Raw genomic sequence first — 16,873 nt, forward strand, 5'->3', positions numbered from 1 at the left:
GGCGAGTAACCTCGGGCCATGCGCGTGCTGATGTTGTCCTGGGAGTACCCGCCGGTGGTCATCGGCGGGCTGGCCCGGCACGTTCACGCGCTGGCGAGGCACCTCGCGCAGCAGGGCCACGACGTCGTCGTCCTCTGCCGGCACACCGCGGGCACCGACGCCTCGACTCATCCGCGCAGCGATCGGGTCATCGAGGGGGTCCGGGTCGTCCGCGTGGCGGAGGATCCGATGCACCTGACTTTCGAGCGGGATCTCGTCGCGTGGACGCTCGCCATGGGCCACGCCATGATCCGGGCGGCGCAGGATTTGCTCCGCACGTGGCAACCCGACGTCGTCCATGCCCACGACTGGCTGGTCACGCATCCGGCGATCGCGGTCGCCGAGGCTGCCCGGGTGCCGCTCGTCGGGACGATCCACGCGACCGAAGCGGGCCGGCATTCGGGGTGGCTGTCGCATCCGCTCAACCAGCAGGTGCATTCGGTCGAATGGTGGCTGGCCAACCGCGCCGACGCGGTGATCACCTGTTCGCAGGCCATGCGCAAGGAGGTCGCGCACCTCTTCGAGATCGACCCTGCTGACGTCGCGGTGATCCACAACGGCATCGAGGGGCGCAGCTGGCGCGTGTCGTCCAGCGAGGTCGCGAGGATGCGGGAGCAGCACAGCCCGGACGGGGCTCCGTTCCTGCTGTTCTTCGGCCGGCTTGAGTGGGAAAAAGGCGTGCAAGACCTGCTGGCCGCGCTGCCCCGGATCCGCCGACGGTTTCCGGGGACTCGGGTGGTCGTCGCCGGTAAAGGGCGACATCACGACGAACTCGTCGCGCAGGCTCGAAAGCTGCGGATTCGCCGGGCGGTGGACTTCGTCGGTCATCTTTCCGACCGCGACCTGCGAGCTCTCCTCGCTGCGGCCGATGCGGTCGTGCTGCCGAGCCGGTATGAGCCGTTCGGGATTGTCGCGCTGGAGGCTGCTGCCGCGAAAGCGCCGTTGGTGGCGTCGACCGCGGGCGGGCTCGGCGAGGTTGTCATCGACGGGGAGACCGGCTTGGCCTTCGCGCCAGGTGACGTCGCGGGTCTCGCCTCATCCGTGACGACTGTCTTGAGCGACGTCCCGGCTGCGACCCGGCGCGCGCGTGCAGCACAGGCCCGGCTGGGCGCGGACTTCGACTGGGGACGGATCGCTGAGGCGACCGTCGAGGTTTATCGGCGGGCTCGGGTCGGCGAACCGGTAGAGTTGGGACGGCCGAAGATCGCGACTGGCAATGCGTTCGAGGTGTAAGTTAAACGCTGGTCGCAGGTGGTCGGCGAGATTCGCCGTTCAGTGGCGAATACCTGGTCAGAGCGCTTTCAGCGGGGATCGACGGCGGCGATGAGGTCGCGGTAATCGGGGTCCGCTGCCACGCGGTCGAAAGCGTTCGCCAAGGCTGCTTCGTAGACCGGGACGGCTTTGCGCAACGTGGCTCGTCCGGCGTCGGTGATTCCGGTGTAGACGCCTCGGCGGTCGTATTCGCAGAGACGTCGTTCGGTCAGACCGGTCCGCTCGAGCCGGCCCACCAGGCGGGTCGCGGAGCTCTGGTTGAGTGATGTCGCGTCCGCGAGCTCCTGCATGCGGAGTTCACCGTCGGGGCGATCGGCCAGCGACATCAGGGCGACGAATTCCGAGAAGCCCAGGTGGAGCTGCCGTTGCAAGGCTTGCTCGACCTCATGGTCGATGCGGCTGCGAAGGGCCATCATGCGAGGCCACATCGCGCCGAGAGTGGTGAGTTTCGCCCCGGCCTGCTTGCGGCCAGGGGCAGGTGTGGTGGTCACGCGAACGACCTCTCCGGCAAAGCCTTGTCCAGCGTCGAGAAGTGACGCCGAGACCTCTTGTATAGCACATGTGCGTGCATGCAATTGTGCGTTCGTCAAGCCTCTCACGTCCGGAGATCGCGGTGGTCTGCATGGCGCTGGGAGGTGGGAGAATTCGGGGTTTCGGGCTGCGCAAGCAGTCTCGGCCGCTCGGTGGTACCGGTCAGGCCAGCGTCTGCAGGAACTGTTGCAGCAACGGGTTGACCTGCTCTGGATGAGTCAGAGTTGGGGTGTGGGCCGCGCCGCGGATTACGTGCACCTCGCCGGCGTTCGGGAGGCGTTCGCTCAGCAGGTCCATACGGTCGCGCGGAAGGGAAACGTCTTGCTCGCCCCACATCAGCAACGCCGGGCAGGTGATTTCGTTCAGTCGGGACGAGACGTCGTCTCGTTCCAGCAGGCAGTGCGCGGCTGGGCCTAGCGGCAGTGCGGGTTCGGCACGCCATCGTGCGCGCAACTCGTCACGCAGGTCGGATTCTCCGAGCAGCTGTGTCGACAACGGTACGATGAGGTCATCGATTGGTCCGTACTCGCGCAATGCGGCGAACATGCCGCCGTAGGCTGCTTTGTCGGCTGGGTCGCACGGTGTTGCTTCGGTGTCCCAGAGCACCAGGCCTGCGACCCGTTCGGGTGCCAGCAAAGCGATTCGTAGCGCGGTGAATCCGCCTTGGGACAGTCCGCCTGCGACGGCGCGTTCGATGCCCAGGTGGTCGAGCAGGCCGAGCGCGTCTCGGGCTTGGTCCCAATAGGTGTATGAGGTGCCGGGGTCGTCATCCGGGGTTTGCCCGTGGCCGCGGGCGTCCCAGGTGATCAGGCGCCACGTGGGCGCGAGCACCGCTGCTTGCGGCGAGAACGTTGAGTGGTCCAGGAAGTAGCCGTGTCCCAGGAGCAAGACCGGTCCGTCTCCCCCGGTGTCGGCGAAGAAGAGCGGGCGGTCGTTGACGGTCGCCATCGGCATTGGCTGGCCTCCAGGTTCGTCGCAAGCAATGGTGCAGCGTAGTGACGAAAACGTGCTGACGGTGCCCGCCGCCAGAGTTAGGCAGATTCGCTGCCAACTGGCGGATTTGGCGGGACGTCGGGCTGGATACGGTCAGTCGTCAGCCTTCGCCGAATCGGTGGATCCGCCGGCGAGTTTGAGGCAGATGACGCCGGTGATGATCACTGCCAGGAACAGGATGCGCAGCGGTCCCAGACTTTCGCCGAAGATGATCGCGCCGAAGATCGCGGCGCCGCTCGCGCCGATACCCGTCCAGACCGCGTAGCCGACGCCGACGTCGATGGTGCGCAAGGCCAGGCTGAGCGTGAAAATCGTTGCGGCGGCCGTAATCACCGTGGCGATCGACCACGGCAGGTTGGTGAAGCCTCGGCTGCCGTCCGTGCTGACGGCGAACGCGATTTCGCAGACTCCGGCGAAGAGAAGGATGCCCCATGCTCGGCGATTAGTCTGCGTACTCTCCGGTGTGATGGCTGGTGCTGCTTCGGGCTGAACGGACACGGCGGAAATCCTTTCGGGAGCGGGAAGAGGAGCGTCAGGCACCGGTTAGCTGGAGACCGATGATGCCGCAGATCACCAGGCCGAAGCCGATGAGCTTGCGCCAGTTGAGCTTCTCTTTGAAGATCAGCGCGCCCAGCAGCACGATGCCCACCGAGCCGAGACCGGTCCAGATCGCGTAGCCGACGCCGACGTCGAGGGTCAGCAGGGCCCGGCTGAGGAAGAAGATGCCGCCGGCCGCCATGACCAGCGTGAACACCGACGGCCACAGCTTGGTGAACCCGTCCGTGGCGTTGGCTCCGAGCGCGAAGGCGATCTCGAAGAGCACAGCGATGCCGAGGTAAAGCCAATGCATGGGTTTCTCCGGATGCGAGTCAGATCGGAAGCTGCCCGGCACCCTCGCCGGCGACGCTCCCCCAGGTAGTTACATGTGCAATATATGTATGTCGAATCAAATAGGCAAGGTGTGTTCGGCAGTTGGACGGCGCGGCTTCGGGTGCCTGCCGCGGAAGGGAGCCGTCGTGGCCAGGAGGGCGATCGAAGGCTTGAAATGGGCGTCTACCAGGCATTCGCCATTGAGCGGCAACGGTGGTTCGGCCGGGCGACGGCGGAGTCGGGCAGATCGGCGCAGCTCGTTCGCGTTATCGGGCGGACCGGGTTAGGAGCCGAGATCTCCGTGGGATAGGCCGTTCGAGGAGCGATGGCTGAGCGTGGTCAAGGGGCTGGAGACCGGTTGAAGAGAGCGGGCGAAATCCATCCGGCGCGGGCGTGTCAGGGACTCGGCGACATCGGGCGTCGGGGCTGGAGCGCGGGTCCGAACTGGGTAACGCGGTCGAACTGGCAGCGGTGATCGGCTTGATCCGCGACGAGAGGCGAGATCAAGCGCGACCTGGGGCGTACGCGGGGTTCGCCACTGAGCGGCCACGACACCGCCGACCCGAACAGCACCCGGGGTTCGGGCAGCGTGCGTGCGGAAGTGAGCGAGAAGCCAAGCCACGGCCAAGCCCGAAGCATCGAAAACCCGCGAAGCCGAAAACCCGCGCCCCTCGCCGCTCAACAGCGAAGGAGCGCGGGTCCGGAAAGACCCGGGTCCGGTGGCGGGGAGCCTCCGCCACCGGACCCGTCCCCTGCACCATCCCAAAATGTGGTGCTGGGTAACCGGTCGCCGGTGGTCAGGTCACTGGCGACCGGAGCCTGTCACCGCTCGGTCAGGTAGCGGGCGTAGGCGACAGTCGTGAGGAAGCTCGGCAGCTTCTCGCCGAGGGCGGTCTCGGTGAAGATCGCGCGGGCGTCGTCGAGGCGGGCCGACGAGCCGAGGTCCGTGCGGACCTTCGTCAGTTCGTCGTCCAGGAATTCGACGGCCAGCTCGTGGGTCAGCGCCGTGCCGTCCTCGAGCTTCGTGCCGTTGCGGATCCACTGCCACACCTGGCACCGCGCGATCTCCGCCGTCGCGGCGTCCTCCATGAGGTTGTGGATCGCCGCGGCGCCGGTGCCTCGCAGCCAGGAGTCGATGTAGCGGAGGGCGACATTGATGTTCGCCCGCACGCCCGCTTCGGTGACCTCGCCGCCGGCGCTTGCGACGTCGAGCAGGTCCGAAGCGTCGACAGTCACGTCTTCACGCAGCTTGCCGAGCTGGTTCGGCCAGCCGCCGAGCACCTGGTCGAACACCTCGCGGCACACCGGGACCAGGCCGGGGTGCGCGACCCAGGAGCCGTCGAAGCCGTCGCCGGCCTCGCGTTCCTTGTCCTGGCGGACCTTCTCGAGCGCGTTCTCGTTGGTGACCGGGTCCTTGCTCGGGATGAACGCGGCCATCCCGCCGATCGCGTGGGCCCCGCGGCGGTGGCAGGTGCTGACGAGCAGTTCGGTGTAGGCGCGCATGAAGGGGACCGTCATCGTCACCTGGGCACGGTCCGGCAGCACGAAGTCGGCGCCGTGCGCGGAGAAGTTCTTGATGACGCTGAAGATGTAGTCCCACCGTCCGGCGTTCAGGCCGGCCGCGTGCTCGCGGAGTTCGTAGAGGATCTCGTCCATCTCGAAGGCCGCGGTGATCGTCTCGATCAGCACGGTCGCGCGGATGGTGCCGCGCGGGATGCCGAGTTCCTTCTGCGCCAGCAGGAACACGTCGTTCCACAGGCGCGCTTCCTGGTGGCTTTCCAGCTTCGGCAGGTAGAAGTACGGGCCGCTGCCGCGCGCCAAAAGCTGCCGGGCGTTGTGGAAGAAGTACAGGCCGAAGTCCACGAGGCTCGCCGAAACCGGGCGGCCGTCGATGCGGATGTGCTTCTCGACCAGGTGCCAGCCGCGGGGGCGGGCGACGATCGTCGCCGGGTCGTCGCCGATCGTGTAGCGCTTGCCGGCCTCGGTGGTGAAGTCGATGTTGCGGCGGATGGCGTCGAACAGGTTGAGCTGGCCGTCGACGACGTTGTGCCAGGTCGGCGACGTCGCGTCCTCGAAGTCCGCCAGCCACACCTTCGCGCCGGAGTTGAGCGCGTTGACCGTCATCTTCCGGTCGGTCGGGCCGGTGATCTCGACGCGGCGGTCCTCCAGACCGGGCGCGACGGGGGCGATGTGCCAGCTCTCGTCCGACCGGATCGACCGGGTTTCGGGCAGGAAGTCCAGCTGCTCCTCCCCCGACTGCAGCCGCTCGCGACGGCGGCGGCGCTCGTCGAGGAGTTCGCGGCGGCGTCCGGCGAAGGTGTTGTCGAGTTTGGCTACGAAGTCCAGTGCTGCCGGGGTGAGGATCTCGGCGAAGCGGCCATCGGCGGGCCCGGTGACCTCGATGCGGGTGTTCAACGTGTCAGCCATCTCGTACCTCCGCGAAGGGGGAAAGGGAAGGGGCGGGCCGGCGACCGGAATCGCCGGCCCGCGGGGTGCGTCAGTGGAACTGGTCTTCTTCAGTCGAACCCTTGAGCGCGGTGGTCGAGCTCTCCGGGTTCAGCGCGGTGGACACCAGGTCGAACCAGCCGGTGCCGACCTCGCGCTGGTGCTTCGTCGCGGTGTAGCCGCGCTCCTCCGAAGCGAACTCGCGCTCCTGCAGGTCGACGTAGGCGCTCATGCCGTTGCGGGCGTAGCCGTGCGCCAGGTCGAACATCGAGTAGTTCAGCGCGTGGAAACCGGCCAGCGTGATGAACTGGAACTTGTAGCCCATGGCGCCGAGCTCGCGCTGGAACCGCGCGATGGTGTCGTCGTCGAGGTGCTTCTTCCAGTTGAACGACGGCGAGCAGTTGTAGGCCAGCATCTGGTCCGGGTACTGCGCCTTGATCGCCTCGGCGTACTTGCGGGCGACCTCGAGGTCCGGCGTGGAGGTCTCCATCCACAGCAGGTCGGCGTACTGCGCGTAGGCCAGGCCGCGGTCGATGCACGGCTCGATGCCGTTGTTGACCTCGTAGAAGCCTTCGGAGGTACGGCCGCCGGTGAGGTACTTGCGGTCGCGCTCGTCGACGTCGCTGGTCAGCAGGGTCGCGGCCTGCGCGTCGGTGCGGGCGACGACCAGGGACGGCACGTTCAGCACGTCGGCGGCGAGACGGGCGGCGTTCAGGGTGCGCTCGTGCTGCTTGGTCGGGATGAGGACCTTGCCGCCGAGGTGGCCGCACTTCTTCTCGGACGCGAGCTGGTCTTCCCAGTGCACGCCCGCGGCACCGGCCGCGATCATGCCCTTCATCAGCTCGAACGCGTTCAGCGGACCGCCGAAGCCGGCTTCCGCGTCGGCGACGATCGGGGCGAACCAGTCGATGTCGCCGTTGCCCTCGGCCCAGTTGATCTGGTCGGCGCGGCCCAGCGCGTTGTTGATGCGGCGGACGACGGCCGGGACCGAGTTGGCCGGGTAGAGGCTCTGGTCCGGGTAGGTCTGGCCGGCGAGGTTGGCGTCGGCGGCGACCTGCCAGCCGGACAGGTAGATGGCCTTCAGGCCGGCGCGCACCTGCTGCACGGCCTGGTTGCCGGTGAGCGCGCCCAGCGCGTGGACGTAGTCCTCGCTGTGCAGCAGCTCCCACAGCTTCTCGGCGCCGCGGCGGGCGAGGGTGTGCTCTTCGACGACAGAACCGCGAAGCTTCACCACGTCGGCGGCGGAGTAGGTCCGCTGGACACCCGCCCAGCGGGGGTCGGTCTTCCACTGCTCGGCCAGCTCGGCCGCCGCCTGCTCGAGCTGATTGGCCTGCTCGGTCATCGGACTCTCCCGTGTTGCGAAGTTTGCGATTGCTCGCCTTGCCTGGTCACGACCCTGACACGAGCGGGAAAACTCGGTCTACTGCTCCAATTTGCCAATTTCTGCGAAGATTGCCTAGCATGTTGCAAAGGTTGCGAATCTGCTGTTCGCAACCACACCGAAAATTCGCGGGCTTGATCGTTCACGTAATCGTTCAGGCCCGGAAACCTTCCGGCCGGACGGAGCACTCATGGACAAAACTTTCGCCGGGGCGCGGCTGCGGCATCTGCGCGAAAGCCGGTCGATGAGCCAGGCGGATCTCGCCCGTGTGCTCGAGATCTCACCCAGTTACCTCAATCAGATCGAACACAACTCGCGCCCGCTGACCGTGCCGGTGCTGCTGCGGATCACGCAGGCATTCGGCGTCGACACGGAGTTTTTCGCCAACAACGACACCTCGCGGCTCGTCGCCGATGTGAAGGAAGCGCTGCTCGACGAGGCTGTCGGCGTCGAAGCGACCACGAGCGAACTGAACGACCTGGCCAGCAACTTGCCGTCCATCGCCCAGGCGCTGGTGAAACTGCATCGCAGCTACCGCAACGCGGTCGAGAGCACGGCCGCGCTGACCACGGAAAACGGCCTCGGCCTGCACGGGAGCGCCGCCGCGCCGCTGCCGCACGAGGAGGTCCGCGACTTCTTCTACGAGCGGGAGAACTACGTCGCCGAACTGGACGAGCGGGCCGAGCGGATGGCCGCGCAGATCCCGCTGCGGCGCGGGTCGGTGCTGGGGTCGCTCAAGGAACGGCTGTGGCAGCGCTACGGCGTCGGCGTGACGAACGAGGGCATCAACGAATCCGCAGGTGAACAGCATCGGTACGAGCCGGCGACGCGAGTGTTGCGGCTGGCGCCGAGCCTCCGGGTCGGACAGCAGGCGTTCCGGATGGCGTCCCAGATCGCGTTGCTGGAATACGACGATCTGATCACCGAACTCGCCGATTCGTGGGCGTTTTCCGGCCCGGCCGCGCGGACGCTCGCGCGCGTCGGCCTGGCTAACTACTTCGCGGGCGCGCTGATCCTGCCGTACAGCCCGTTCCTGGCCGCGGCCGAGGAGTTCCGGTACGACATCGAGCGTCTTTGCGACCACTTCGGCGTCGGATTCGAGACGACGTGCCACCGGCTGTCGACTCTTCAGCGGCCAAAACAGCGCGGCGTGCCGTTCTCGTTCGTGCGCGTCGACCGGGCCGGGAACATGTCGAAACGCCAGTCAGCGGCGGGTTTCCACTTCTCGCGCGTCGGCGGCGCTTGCCCGTTGTGGAACATCTACGAGGCCTTCACCTCCCCTGGCAAGATCCTCACGCAGATCGCGGCGCTGCCGGACGGCAAGCGGTACTTCTGGGTCGCGCGGACGGTGTCACGCAATATCGGCGGGTACGGCAGCCCGGGCAAGACGTTCACCGTCGGCCTCGGCTGTGAGCTGCGGCACGCTGGCCGGCTGATCTACTCGACCGGCCTTGACCTGGACGAACCCGCCGCCGCGACGCCGATCGGCATGGGGTGCAAGGTGTGCGACCGGCCCGCGTGTTCGCAACGCGCGTTTCCGGCGATCGGCAAACCGCTCACGGTGGACGAAAACACCAGCACCTTCGTCCCGTACCCGGCGGTGCCGAAGACGTGAACGCGGCCAGTGACGTGAGTGCCCCGGACGTGTTCACCGGGTGCGAAGTACATTCACCCGAGTGCACGACATCGACACGGTGAACGCAGAACTGGTCGAACAGGCCGCCGAACGGCTCGCGGGCGTGGTCACACGTACGCCCCTGGAGCCCAACGCGCGTCTCTCGTCCCGCGTAGACGCGCGCGTCTGGCTTAAGCGCGAAGACCAGCAGACGGTCCGCTCGTACAAGATCCGCGGCGCGTACAACTTCATCGTGCAGCTCGACGCTTCGACGCGGGAGCGCGGTGTCGTCTGCGCGAGCGCGGGCAACCACGCACAAGGCGTCGCGTACGCGTGTCGCCGCTTAGGGGCGAACGGTCGCGTGTACGTGCCGGGCACGACGCCTCGGCAGAAGCGTGAACGCATTGCGGCTCTCGGTGGCGCGCACATCGAGGTCATCGTCGTCGGCGAGACCTACGAAGACGCCTTCGCTGCGGCTAAGGATGACGCCCACCGCACTGGAGCCACGCTCGTGCCGGCGTTCGACGACGTACGCACTGTCGCTGGTCAGGGCACTGTCGCGCTTGAAGTGGTTTCGCAGCTCGGCTTCGTGCCGGATGTCCTGGTGGTGCCTGTCGGCGGCGGAGGGTTGCTGGCTGGGATCGCGACGTGGGTTCGCGAGCGGCATCCGGACATCCGGGTCGTCGGCGTCGAACCGGCAGGTGCGATGTGCATGGCGGCGGCTCTTGAAGCGGGCGAACCGGTGCGCATCGACGCGGTGGACCCGTTCGTGGACGGTGCCGCGGTGCGCGAGGCTGGCCAGGTGACGTTCCCGTTGGTCCGCGACAGCGGCGCGGACCTGACGTCCGTCGCCGAGGGCGCGGTGTGCACGGAGATGCTGTCGATGTACCAGTCGGACGGCATCATCGCCGAACCCGCGGGTGCGCTCGCGGCCGCTTCGCTCGGGACCAGCGTGCAGGTCGAGCAGGGGCAGACGGTGGTGTGCATCGTGTCCGGCGGCAACAACGACGTCAGCCGGTACAGCGAAGTCCTCGAGCGCTCGCTGATGCACGAGGGGCTGAAGCACTACTTCCTCGTCAGCTTCCCGCAGGAACCCGGCGCGCTCCGGCGGTTCCTTGACGAAATCCTCGGGCCGGAGGACGACATCACGCGGTTCGAGTACGTGAAGCGCAACAACCGGGAGATCGGGCCGGCGCTGATCGGCGTCGAGATCCCGCGGCGCGCGGACCTGCCCGGGTTGCTGGCGCGGCTGGAGAAGAGCCCGCTGCAGGTCGAGCGGGTGGAGCCGGGGAGTCCGTTGTTCCATTTCCTGCTCTGAGGCACCGGTGTCCACCCGACGCCCTGTGAAGCCGTGACCAGGCGATGGGTGGCCCGACGAGAGCACGAGCCACGAGGACGATCTGAGTGGACGCGCCAGTCGAGATCGTGGACTACGACCCACGATGGCCTCAGGTCTTCGCCAGCCTCAGCGACCGCATCACCGCGGAGGTGGGCGGACTCGCGCAACGCGTCGAGCATGTCGGCAGCACCGCGGTCCCCGGGCTGGCCGCTAAACCGATCATCGACCTGGCCGTCGTGATCGCCACCCGCGACGATCTGCCTGCTGTTGTCGCCAGTTTTCAGGCGATCGGCTATCGGCATAGAGGCGATCTCGGCATTTCCGGTCGAGAAGCCTTCGCTTGGCCTCCGGACAGCCCACCGCACCACCTCTACGTCTGCGCAGCCGACAACGAGAATCTCGCTCGGGTACTCGCGTTCCGGGACTTCCTGCGCACCCACCCGAGCACGGCGCAGGCCTACGCGACGCTGAAGCGCTCACTCGCCCATCGCTTCCGCACCGACCGCGCTGCTTACACCTCAGCGAAGACCGCCTTCATCGACGATGTAGTGGCGAAGGCGCTGTCGGAGCCATCGGGCCGGGACGGCTAGTCACGGGCGTCCAGGTAGGCCGCTCCCCTGCCGCCGACCGGCTAATCGGGCTGCACGGGCTCACGTTTCCGCAGGTCAGCGCGATTCGCCAAAAAACGGCAACACCGGTCAGTCGAGTTCGGCGCTGCCCTCGCGGTAGATCTTCGCCGACTTGATGCGGTCTCCGGACAGCCGATAGAACCCGGCGATGGCGAAAACCTGGTTCTCGCCGTTGTGGGTGAGCTGTTCGGTCAATTGGGCGGCAATCTGATCACCGTCCGCAAGAACGTTCTCGACCGTCAGCGTCGGAAGAAGTTGTTCCATGGCACCGCTGAACAACTCGGTGAGTTCCTCGCGTCCGCGCACGACGCTGCTGCCGGTGATCCAGACCGCGTCCTCGGTGAAGCCGTCGAGGAGGCCTTGCAAGTCACGGTTGTTGAAGGCTGCGACGTGTCGGCTGAGGGCTTCGCTCATAAGGCGAGGCTATCGACGCTGTCAGGTTGTTTTCGCCGCCGAAATCGACGTGCGACTGCGCTGGTGTCAGCTGTCGCCGAGCGTTTTCTGCAGTGCCTTGTTCGCCTTGCGCGCCATGTCCGCGACGGCCTCACGCCGGGCCGCATCCGCGGCGTAGTCGTCCTCGCGGTTGCGGACCACCCGGGCCGGTGAACCAACCGCGATCGAGTAGTCCGGGATGTCACCGCGCACGACGGCGTGCGCACCGAGCACGCTGCCGCGGCCGACGCGCGTGCCCTTGAGGACGCTGACCTTCGTGCCGAGCCACGTGTCCGGGCCGATCCGGACCGGCGACTTGACGATGCCCTGGTCCTTGATCGGCACGTGGATGTCCGCGGTCACGTGGTCGAAGTCGCAGATGTACACCCAGTCGGCGACGAGCGTGGCGGCGCCGAGCTCGATATCGAGGTAGCAGTTGATCACGTTCTGCCGTCCGAATACCGACTTGTCGCCGATGCGAAGGGACCCCTCGTGACAGCGGATGGCGTTGCCGTCGCCGATGTGCACCCAGCGGCCGATCTCCATCCGGCCGTATCCGGGACGGCAGTGGATCTCGACGTTCTTGCCGAGGAACAGCATGCCGCGCAGGATGATGTGCGGGTTCGCGATGCGGAATTTCAGCAGCCGGTAATAGCGCACGAGGTACCACGGCGTGTACGCGCGATTGCGCAGGATCCAGCGCAGCGAGTCGGCCGTCAGGAACTTCGCCTGGTGCGGGTCCCGCCGGGCCCGCCGCCAGGCGCGCACGCGCGACAACGCGGGCGCACCCCACATCGACGTCATGCCCTTGACCGTAACCTGTGGACGACGGCCGGCCACACGCAAGGGGAGCAGGATGGGGACCAAGCTGATCATCGACACCGACCCCGGCGTCGATGATGCTTTCGCGATCGCACTGGCCGCGAGGTCGGCGGACGTCGACCTGCTGGGCGTGACGACCGTGTTCGGCAACGTACCGCTGGCAACGACCACCTCGAACGCGCGCCGGCTGCTGCAGATGTGCGACCGCCCGGACGTCCCGGTCGCCGCGGGTGCCTCGCGGCCGCTCCTGTACCGCGAGCTGCACCGGTCGAGCACCGTCCACGGCTCCGACGGACTTTCCGGGCACGCCGCTTCGCTGCCCGACGCCACCCGTCCGCTCGAGGATTCCGACGCGGTCAGCCTGATGGTCTCGCTGCTCGAAGCCTCGGACGAACCGGTGACCATCGCGCCGATCGGCCCGCTCACGAACATCGCCGCCCTGCTCGCTGCCCACCCCGGGGTGCGTTCGAAGATCGCGCGCATCGTCCTGATGGGCGGAGCGATCGCCCTCGGCAACTCGACCGCGGTCTCCGAATTCAACATCTGGGCCGACCCAGACGCGGCCCGACGCGTGATCGCCGAGGACGACGTCCCGTGCGTGATGGTCCCCCTCGATCTCACCCACCGGTGCGCGGTCGACAGCACGTGGCTGGCGAAACTCGCCGCGTCCGGACCTGTCGGGCAGGCGCTGAACTCGTTCACTCCGGACTACCTGGCGCACTACCGCCAGGTGCTCGGCTACGAAGGCATCGTCATGCACGACGCGGTGGCCGTCGCCGAGGCGATCCGCCCGGGCATCCTGCGCACGGAGACCTACCCGGTCGACATCGACGCCGGCCTCGGCCCGACCCGCGGCATGACGATCGTCGACCGGCGGGCGGTCCCGAACAGGTCGACGGGGCGGCCGATCGAGGTGGCGGTGGATACGGAACTGGATGTGCTGCGCGAGTTCGTGCTGTCGAGACTCGCCGGGGGCCGGTGATGGACGGGGCCGGGAGATCGCCGCTGGATGGCGAATCGCAGGTCACGCCTGGTGCGGTGGCCGGTGGGGAGCCTGGGGGCGCGGGTTCGTTGCCGGTTAGCGGCGAATCGGGTGGCTCCGGTCCTTCGTTCGCCGGTGGGGCGTCGCCGGTTACTGGCGAATCGGGCGGCTCCGGTCCTTCGTCGGTGGGTGAATCTTCGCCAGCGAGTGGCGAAAATCCTGGGTCGACTAGCGTGTCGCCGCTGAGTGGCGAAACAGTCGACGCGGGTGGTTCGTCCGCCAGTGAGGCATCGCCGGTGAACGGCGAACAAGCCGGCTCCGGTCCTTCGTCAGTCCGCGAATCGTCGCCAACGAGTGGCGAAAATCCGGGATCAACCAGCGTGTCGCCGCTGAGTGGCGAAACAGTCAGCGCAGGTCGTTCGTCCGCCAGTGAGGCATCGCCAGTGAACGGCGAATCGGGCAGCTCCGGTCCTTCGTCGATCGGTGAATCGTCGCCATCGAGTGGCGAAAATGCTGGGTCGACCAGCGAGTCGCCGCTGAGTGGCGAAACCTCCGGGCTGGCTGGCGAGTCGTCGAGGGAAGGCGACTCGCCTGAGCTGACCAGTGCGTCGCCGTTAAATGGCGACGGGGGCCAAGCCTCGGAGGGCGAAGGAGGCGCGCGTTCGGCGAGGCAGGGTTTTCTCGCGCGGAATCGGCGGGCCGTGGTGACGTTGGCGGCGGTTGTGGTCGTCGTCGCGGCGTTGGTTGTCGCGGTGCGGGTTTTGCCGGGCGGCGGTGCCGGTGATGCGAATTCCGGGAACGTCGCGGCGACGTCGTCATTGGTTCCGAGTACCTCGAAGACGGCTCCGGTCGCGACTGCGCCGACGTCGGTGGTGCCGTCCCAGCCTGGGGTGCCGCGGGCCGGGGAGTTCGGGGCGTGGGCGTCGCGGACCAGTCAGTGGCTCGATATCCCGTTGCGGGCGATGAACGGGTACGCGCAGGCGACCGTCACGCTCAGCAAGGAGCAGCCTGACTGTCACCTGTCCTGGATCACCCTCGCCGCGATCGGGAAGATCACCAGCGATCATGGGCGGGCGCAGGGTAATCGGGTCGGGGAAAACGGGACTCTCGCGAAACCGCTTGGCACGGTGGAGGTTCTCGACTTCTATCACCGGCCTGTTTCGACGCCGGGGGCAGCGGGGCCGTTGCAGCTCTCTCCTGCGGTGTGGAGCAAGTGGCAGCGCAGTGCGTCCGGCGGCAAGCCTGACATTCAGAACATCGATGACTCGGCGCTCACGGCTGGGCGCGCGCTCTGTGCGAATGGCCGCGATCTGGCGACAGATTGGTGGAACGGGGTCGCCACGTTGGAGCCGGCGCCGGTCGTCTTGCATCGGACGCTTGCGACGACCAACGTCTACGGCACGGTTGGCCAGAGCGATCAGCCGCCTAATCCCGCGGTGCTCACTGCGGTCGACTTCGCGATTGACCAGATTGGTCTGCCTTACGTCTGGGGCGGCAACGGCACTCGAGACGCCGATCCGGGCTTCGACTGTTCCGGTCTGACGACCGCTGCTTACGCGAGCGCTGACGTCAAGCTGATGCGGACGGCGGATACACAGTTCCGCAGCGTTCCCCATGTGAGCGAGCCCCAGTTGGGCGATTTGATCTTCTACGGTGCGCCCACTACGAAGATCCATCACGTGGGGCTGTACATCGGAAATCAGCAGATGATCGACGCGCCGCAGACTGGGCAGGCGGTGCAAGTCCATCCGTATCGAAAGCCCGGCGACGACTACGCGGGTGCGGGGCGGCCGACGGCCTGACTTGCGCGGTGATCTCTCGAGAATGCCGTTCCGCGGATTGGTGCGACCTGCGATGGCAACCACAGGTCCGCGGCTCAATCTGTCGTGTGCACGGCGAAAACCGAGCGAACGTGAGACACGCGCTTGTGGCAACAGACGTGCTTTTCTCTGACGGTGTTGGATCTCCAGCGGGCCTCGTCAGCGTTGACGGACCAGGTCTAGGGACACCTCCCACAGCTGCTGCGCGGCCGAGGCGTCGCGGGCCCAGCGTTTGACGGAGTGGCTGTTGCCAGCCAGGTCGACGTCGTCGGGAACGGTCGGGGATTCGTTGCCGTCGTCCAGGTAATGGCCACCGTTATGGGCGAATTCCGGGGCGGTCGCGGCGACGAGAGTGGTGGCCGCGCCTTGTTCGACGGTCTTGTAGGCGAAGACTCCGGCGGCTTCGAGCCGGTCCAAGTGGTTCTTCATGTTTTGGGTGAAATCCCGTTGCAGGCCAGTGGAAACCCCGCCGGGGTTGACCGCGTTGGCGACGATTCCGTCGGCTGCCCACCGGCGGGTCGCTTCGACGGCGAACAGCGAGTTGGCCGTTTTCGACTGCCCGTAAGCCAATTGGGGGTCGTAGGCTCGGCGGGTAAAGTGGATGTCATCAAAGACAACGGGTGAGTACATGTGCGCGCCGGAGGTCACCGCGACGATCCGGGCCGTTCCTCGCTGATTCGCGCCTGCGGCCAGGGCGTCGTGCAGGCCCAGTGCCAGCGCGAAGTGGCCGAGGTGATTGGTCGCGAACTGCAGTTCCCAACCCTGTGGAGTGCGCCCCAGGGTCGGACGCATGACGCCGGCATTGTTGATCAGCAGGTGCAGCGGGCCGTCCCAGCGTGCGGTGAAGCGGGTGACGGTGGCGAGATCGGCCAGTTCGAGGTGGGCGACGCGGACGGCTCGGTTTCCGGTGGAGGCGGTGATCTCCTCGGCGACGTTTGCGCCGAGGGCGGTGTTGCGTACGGCCAGGGTGACGTCCGCGCCGACGGAGGCGAGCGCGCGGGCTGTTTCGCGGCCGAGGCCGGACGTGGTGCCAGTGACGATTGCGCGGACACCGGTGAGGTTCTGGCCTGCGATGACGTCATCGGCGGTGCTGGCGGCGTCGAAGGCCGTGCGGATCAAGGAGGATTGAGACACCCTTCGAACTATACGCATTGTACGTGGTTTGTATAGTGTGTCCATGGGCAGTGATCGGCGCACGCACGTACTGGATTCGGCGCTGGAGGTGTTCGCGCGCTACGGCTATCGCAAGGCGTCCATGGACGACGTCGCGAAGGCCGCGGACATCTCGCGTCCTGGCTTGTACTTCTACTTCTCGTCCAAGCCGGAGCTGTTCCGCGCGACCGTGCGGCATTCGCTCGACGGCAGCATCGAGGCAGCTAGGGTCGCTCTCGCCGATTTGCGGCAACCGCTTCGCGAGCGGCTGATCGAGGCGTTCGACCACTGGGCCGGTCGCTACGTGGGGCCGATGGCTGCGGAGATCGGTGTTCTGATCGACTCGAATCCCGATCTGCTCGGCACGATGCCGGCTGAGTATCCGAAGCGGTTCCGTGCGCTCGTCATCGACGCGATTGGGGGGCGCTCACCCGACGACGTCGCTGGGACATTGATCAGCACGGCGATCGGGATCAAGTACGACGCGGACACCCGCGACGAGTTTCGCGCTCGGATGACCATCGCGGTCGACCTTTACTGCAAAGGCTGAA

General features: G+C 67.0%; 16 protein-coding genes. 7 read left to right on the forward strand and 9 right to left on the reverse strand.

Annotated elements, in window-relative coordinates; all coding sequences use genetic code 11:
- Window positions 1-18 precede the first annotated feature (18 nt).
- On the forward strand, window positions 19-1,272 hold the full coding sequence (locus PUT80_RS19620) for a glycosyltransferase family 4 protein (protein WP_037811824.1): 1,254 nt from the start codon (window positions 19-21) through the stop codon (window positions 1,270-1,272).
- Between the two features lie 68 nt (window positions 1,273-1,340).
- Here PUT80_RS19620 and PUT80_RS19625 read toward each other — a convergent pair whose 3' ends face one another.
- From PUT80_RS19625 to aceA, 6 genes are all read right to left on the reverse strand, one after another.
- On the reverse strand, window positions 1,341-1,802 hold the full coding sequence (locus PUT80_RS19625) for a MarR family transcriptional regulator (protein WP_107051012.1): 462 nt from the start codon (window positions 1,800-1,802) through the stop codon (window positions 1,341-1,343).
- A 202-nt stretch (window positions 1,803-2,004) separates the two neighbouring features.
- Entirely contained in the window at window positions 2,005-2,796 is a 792-nt protein-coding gene (locus PUT80_RS19630; RefSeq protein ID WP_275293052.1) for an alpha/beta hydrolase, read from the reverse strand.
- Window positions 2,797-2,928: 132 nt separating this feature from the next.
- Window positions 2,929-3,333, reverse strand: a complete 405-nt coding sequence (locus tag PUT80_RS19635; protein WP_051728875.1) for a multidrug efflux SMR transporter — start codon at window positions 3,331-3,333, stop codon at window positions 2,929-2,931.
- Window positions 3,334-3,367: 34 nt separating this feature from the next.
- Window positions 3,368-3,685 carry a multidrug efflux SMR transporter gene (locus PUT80_RS19640; protein ID WP_037811827.1) on the reverse strand — a complete coding sequence of 106 codons (318 nt, stop codon included), beginning with the start codon at window positions 3,683-3,685 and terminating at the stop codon, window positions 3,368-3,370.
- Between the two features lie 842 nt (window positions 3,686-4,527).
- Window positions 4,528-6,132 carry a malate synthase A gene (gene aceB, locus PUT80_RS19645; RefSeq protein ID WP_037811828.1) on the reverse strand — a complete coding sequence of 535 codons (1,605 nt, stop codon included), beginning with the start codon at window positions 6,130-6,132 and terminating at the stop codon, window positions 4,528-4,530.
- A gap of 70 nt (window positions 6,133-6,202) precedes the next feature.
- Entirely contained in the window at window positions 6,203-7,492 is a 1,290-nt protein-coding gene (aceA, locus tag PUT80_RS19650) for an isocitrate lyase (RefSeq protein WP_037811829.1), read from the reverse strand.
- A 229-nt stretch (window positions 7,493-7,721) separates the two neighbouring features.
- Between aceA and PUT80_RS19655 the strand changes: the two genes are divergently transcribed.
- The 3 genes from PUT80_RS19655 to PUT80_RS19665 all read left to right on the forward strand — a co-directional run bounded on the left by PUT80_RS19655 (window position 7,722) and on the right by PUT80_RS19665 (window position 11,075).
- Complete coding sequence (locus PUT80_RS19655) at window positions 7,722-9,146, forward strand: short-chain fatty acyl-CoA regulator family protein (RefSeq protein ID WP_275293053.1); 1,425 nt, start codon at window positions 7,722-7,724, stop codon at window positions 9,144-9,146.
- Between the two features lie 61 nt (window positions 9,147-9,207).
- Window positions 9,208-10,464 (forward strand): threonine ammonia-lyase IlvA, encoded by a 1,257-nt coding sequence (gene ilvA, locus PUT80_RS19660; protein WP_275293054.1) that lies wholly within the window; start codon window positions 9,208-9,210, stop codon window positions 10,462-10,464.
- A gap of 86 nt (window positions 10,465-10,550) precedes the next feature.
- A complete protein-coding gene (locus PUT80_RS19665) occupies window positions 10,551-11,075 on the forward strand; it encodes a GrpB family protein (RefSeq protein ID WP_275293055.1) in 525 nt (174 codons plus the stop codon).
- Between the two features lie 108 nt (window positions 11,076-11,183).
- Here PUT80_RS19665 and PUT80_RS19670 read toward each other — a convergent pair whose 3' ends face one another.
- Both PUT80_RS19670 and PUT80_RS19675 read right to left on the reverse strand, forming a co-directional pair.
- The gene (locus PUT80_RS19670; RefSeq protein WP_275293056.1) at window positions 11,184-11,528 is read right to left on the reverse strand and encodes a nuclear transport factor 2 family protein; all 345 of its coding nucleotides are present in this window, start codon (window positions 11,526-11,528) and stop codon (window positions 11,184-11,186) included.
- A 66-nt stretch (window positions 11,529-11,594) separates the two neighbouring features.
- The gene (locus PUT80_RS19675) at window positions 11,595-12,350 is read right to left on the reverse strand and encodes an acyltransferase (RefSeq protein ID WP_037712791.1); all 756 of its coding nucleotides are present in this window, start codon (window positions 12,348-12,350) and stop codon (window positions 11,595-11,597) included.
- A gap of 52 nt (window positions 12,351-12,402) precedes the next feature.
- Between PUT80_RS19675 and PUT80_RS19680 the strand changes: the two genes are divergently transcribed.
- On the forward strand, window positions 12,403-13,350 hold the full coding sequence (locus PUT80_RS19680; protein ID WP_275293057.1) for a nucleoside hydrolase: 948 nt from the start codon (window positions 12,403-12,405) through the stop codon (window positions 13,348-13,350).
- Between the two features lie 701 nt (window positions 13,351-14,051).
- Window positions 14,052-15,152: a C40 family peptidase gene (locus PUT80_RS19685; RefSeq protein WP_275293092.1), complete on the forward strand. Its 1,101-nt coding sequence runs from the start codon at window positions 14,052-14,054 to the stop codon at window positions 15,150-15,152.
- A gap of 177 nt (window positions 15,153-15,329) precedes the next feature.
- Here the strand turns inward: PUT80_RS19685 and PUT80_RS19690 are convergent, their stop codons facing one another.
- Entirely contained in the window at window positions 15,330-16,304 is a 975-nt protein-coding gene (locus PUT80_RS19690; protein WP_275293058.1) for an SDR family NAD(P)-dependent oxidoreductase, read from the reverse strand.
- Between the two features lie 43 nt (window positions 16,305-16,347).
- Between PUT80_RS19690 and PUT80_RS19695 the strand changes: the two genes are divergently transcribed.
- The gene (locus PUT80_RS19695; protein WP_238607929.1) at window positions 16,348-16,872 is read left to right on the forward strand and encodes a TetR/AcrR family transcriptional regulator; all 525 of its coding nucleotides are present in this window, start codon (window positions 16,348-16,350) and stop codon (window positions 16,870-16,872) included.
- Window position 16,873: the final 1 nt, after the last annotated feature.

The sequence above is a fragment of the Amycolatopsis sp. La24 genome (genome assembly GCF_029087445.1).
GTDB classification, from domain to species: Bacteria; Actinomycetota; Actinomycetes; order Mycobacteriales; family Pseudonocardiaceae; genus Amycolatopsis; species Amycolatopsis nivea.